Consider the following 2,871-nt stretch of genomic DNA (forward strand, 5'->3'; position numbering starts at 1 on the left):
GTGCCAATGGCATCCACCGTGTCGGTATTGGTCATGGACTGGACGCGCACCGGCGCATCGCCGCCGACAGTCAAAATACGGCCGCCCCATGACACCTGTGACTGGAGGGAGCGCCGCGCTTTGGGAAAAGCGGACTCGATCGGAAGGCAACCCTTCGACATTATTTCACCTCAAATCGGGCAACATTATCCCTGGCCACGCTGCTCAGATCAAAAGCCTGGCCGCGCACCTGCACTTGCGTCACATCTGCCTTACCCACTACGGCGGCCAGCGGTAACGCCCCGGACGCACCCGCGACTTCTCCGGCGGTCAGGGTACGGCGCAGCACAACCGTTCCCTTGGCATCCGTCACCTCCACCCAGGATTCGCCCCTGGCGCGAAAAGTCACGATACCCGCCGGTGCCGCTGGCGATACAGGTGCAGCAACACCACTTGGCACTGGCACCGGAGCAGGCTGAACGGCTGGGCCAGGTAGAGAGGTAGTTGTCGTCACAGCAGGGCCGGTGGGAGAGCCGGCAACCGTGGCAGCACCGGCGCCTGAAAAAGTCTCATGACTCTGCTCTGTGGGGAAAACAGGCTTGACGTCGTTTACCAATCCTCCGCCCGTCATCGCCACCGCTGCGGGCAGCGGTTTGGCGGCCTCGGCGCCGCCAGCTTGCATCTCACTATCACCCTGACCCTTCGTGACATCCGGCTTGATGACTGGCAGGAAAATCAATACCAGAGCACCAAGCAGCAAAGCCAGGCCGGCCAGCACTGCAGGCTTCGAAACCTGGGTCCACACAGCAGGCCGGGGGCCTTCCCCTGGCGAGCGAAACGGTGCATTGATGCCAGCACCTTGGTATATCAGCTTGGGGGCGCTGGTTTGAGGCAGGCGTTCAAGCACAGGGGCCGCATCCAGTTTCAGGCTACGGCACACGCTGGAAGCCAGGGCCCGAACAAAAACAGCATCCGGCAGCAAGTCAAAGCGATCCAGCTCCAGCGCTTCGAGTTTTTTTACCGGAACCTTCAAGGATACGGCGAGGGCCGCGATATGTATGCCTGCAGCCTCTCTTGCCTCACGAAGCAGTGTGCCTGCCGTGGGCTCGAAGTCAGTACCCCGGTCAACGCCAGACGCAGCCATTCCAGATGTGGCCTCCCCAGCCGGTGCAACAACGTCAGCGTCACTCATTGAACGCCCCTTTGTCATAAGCAGCAGCCTCCCGGGACTGCGCAAAACGCTTTTTTAGCTGATCACCGAGCTGCCGTACCGTATCCCGGTTGTTTAATTTACGCTCGATTTTGATGCCTAGCCACAGGGTTTCAGCATTTGCAAGATCACTGTTGTTCAGTCGTCGTATGTAAAACTGTGCCCGAGTCAGATCGCCACGATCGTTCAAAAGACTAGCCAGGTTGTAACCAGTAACAGGATTTCCTGCGTCCAATTCATAAGACTGCAGGAGGCTTTGCTCGGCTTCTGCATGCTGCCCAGCACGAACCTGACAAACCCCCTGCGCCATCAGCGTTTTGGCCTTGCCTGCGTACGTTGGGTTCGCCACGGCCTGAGCAAAGAACCGAGAAGACTCGTTATAGCGTCCTTGCTGGCACATCAACCATCCATAGTTATGCGCAACATCCGCATCGCGGGGATTCAATGCAAGAGCCCTGCGAAAACTATCCTCAGCCAGAGGAATATCGTTAAGACGCATGTAAACCAGTCCGCGCAGGTTGTAGGCCTCCGCAAAAGTTGGATCCGTGGTCAGCGATTGCTTGATTTCGTCGAGAGCAACATTGGTTTGCCCCTGTTCGAAGTAGCCCGAAGCCAATTCAAGCCGAAGACGCGCACGCCTGCGCTGATCAGGTTCGTCTGATTCCGTAATAATGTCAGTGCGGTTGCCCGGAGACCCTGGAGCGCCTGCGTGATTGGCGCATCCTGCGAGCAATACTGCCAGCCAGCAGGCTGGAACCCAGATCATATTGGCGCGAAATCTCATGTACCCATCCCTTTGGCCACTACGACCTTGATTCCCCCGAGCATACCTTGCCGCTGCGCCGCCATGCGCTGATCCACACCTGTGCGGTCCTGTACATCGCCAGCCAGTTGCCCGCAAGCTGCATCGATATCGTCCCCCCGGGTTTTTCTGACGGTTGTCACAATACCCGCATCCATCAGGATTTTCGCAAATGCCATCACCTGCGGCATGTCAGAACGCTTCAACCCCGAAGCCGGAAATGGATTAAAGGGAATCAGGTTGAATTTGCAGGAGAGCCCTTGCGCCGCCTGGGCCCGAACCAGCGATACGAGCTGACGCGCATGCTCTGGCTGGTCGTTCACACCATCGAGCATGCAATACTCAAACGTGATGAAGTCCCGGGGTGCCGATGACTGATAGCGGGTACAAGCCGCAAGCAGTTCGGCTATGGGGTATTTTTTATTCAAAGGCACAAGGTTGTCGCGCAGCCCATCTTCCGGTGCATGCAGCGATACAGCCAAGGCTACCGGGCAGTCCCCGGCCAACCGATCAATCATGGGCACAACGCCCGATGTCRATACCGTCACCCGTCGGCGTGACAGGCCATAACCATGGTCGTCAAGCATGACCTTCAGGGCTGGCAGGAGCTGCGAGTAGTTCTGCAGGGGCTCACCCATGCCCATCATGACGACGTTGGAAATCACCCGTTCATCCCTGCCTAGATGCTGCCGCAGGAAATGCTCGGCAAACCATAGCTGGGAAACGATCTCTCCCGTGGTCAGGTTACGGCTGAAACCCTGGTGACCCGTGGAGCAAAACCGGCAACCGACAGCACAGCCGGCCTGCGAGGAAATGCACAAAGTTCCTCGGTCGGTTTCGGGAATAAAAACAGTTTCAATAATATCGCCTGCACCGACAT

At 57.9% G+C, this 2,871-nt stretch carries 3 protein-coding genes and 2 pseudogenes; all 5 read right to left on the reverse strand.

Annotated features, from left to right (window positions below; all coding sequences use genetic code 11):
- Window positions 1-161, reverse strand: a pseudogene (gene ispG / locus AC1DWI_RS18755) (flavodoxin-dependent (E)-4-hydroxy-3-methylbut-2-enyl-diphosphate synthase); the annotation flags it as partial.
- Entirely contained in the window at window positions 161-886 is a 726-nt protein-coding gene (locus AC1DWI_RS18760; RefSeq protein ID WP_477701283.1) for a RodZ domain-containing protein, read from the reverse strand. The gene AC1DWI_RS18760 and the pseudogene ispG, both read right to left, overlap by 1 nt.
- Window positions 887-943: 57 nt before the next feature.
- A pseudogene (locus AC1DWI_RS18765) lies at window positions 944-1,189 on the reverse strand (helix-turn-helix domain-containing protein); the annotation flags it as partial.
- Window positions 1,164-1,973, reverse strand: coding sequence for a type IV pilus biogenesis/stability protein PilW (gene pilW, locus AC1DWI_RS18770; RefSeq protein ID WP_457280670.1), 810 nt, complete (start codon window positions 1,971-1,973; stop codon window positions 1,164-1,166). The gene pilW and the pseudogene AC1DWI_RS18765, both read right to left, overlap by 26 nt.
- Window positions 1,970-2,871, reverse strand: a 902-nt coding sequence (rlmN, locus tag AC1DWI_RS18775; protein WP_477725429.1) for a dual-specificity RNA methyltransferase RlmN, incomplete at its 5' end; no start/stop codon positions are given. The genes rlmN and pilW, both read right to left, overlap by 4 nt.

This window comes from Polaromonas sp. P3_C2, assembly GCF_056402675.1.

Excerpts from the sequence above, each read along its gene's own strand:
- pilW (WP_457280670.1), bottom strand. The coding sequence starts at position 1,973 with ATGAGATTTCGCGCCAATATGATCTGGGTTCCAGCCTGCTGGCTGGCA.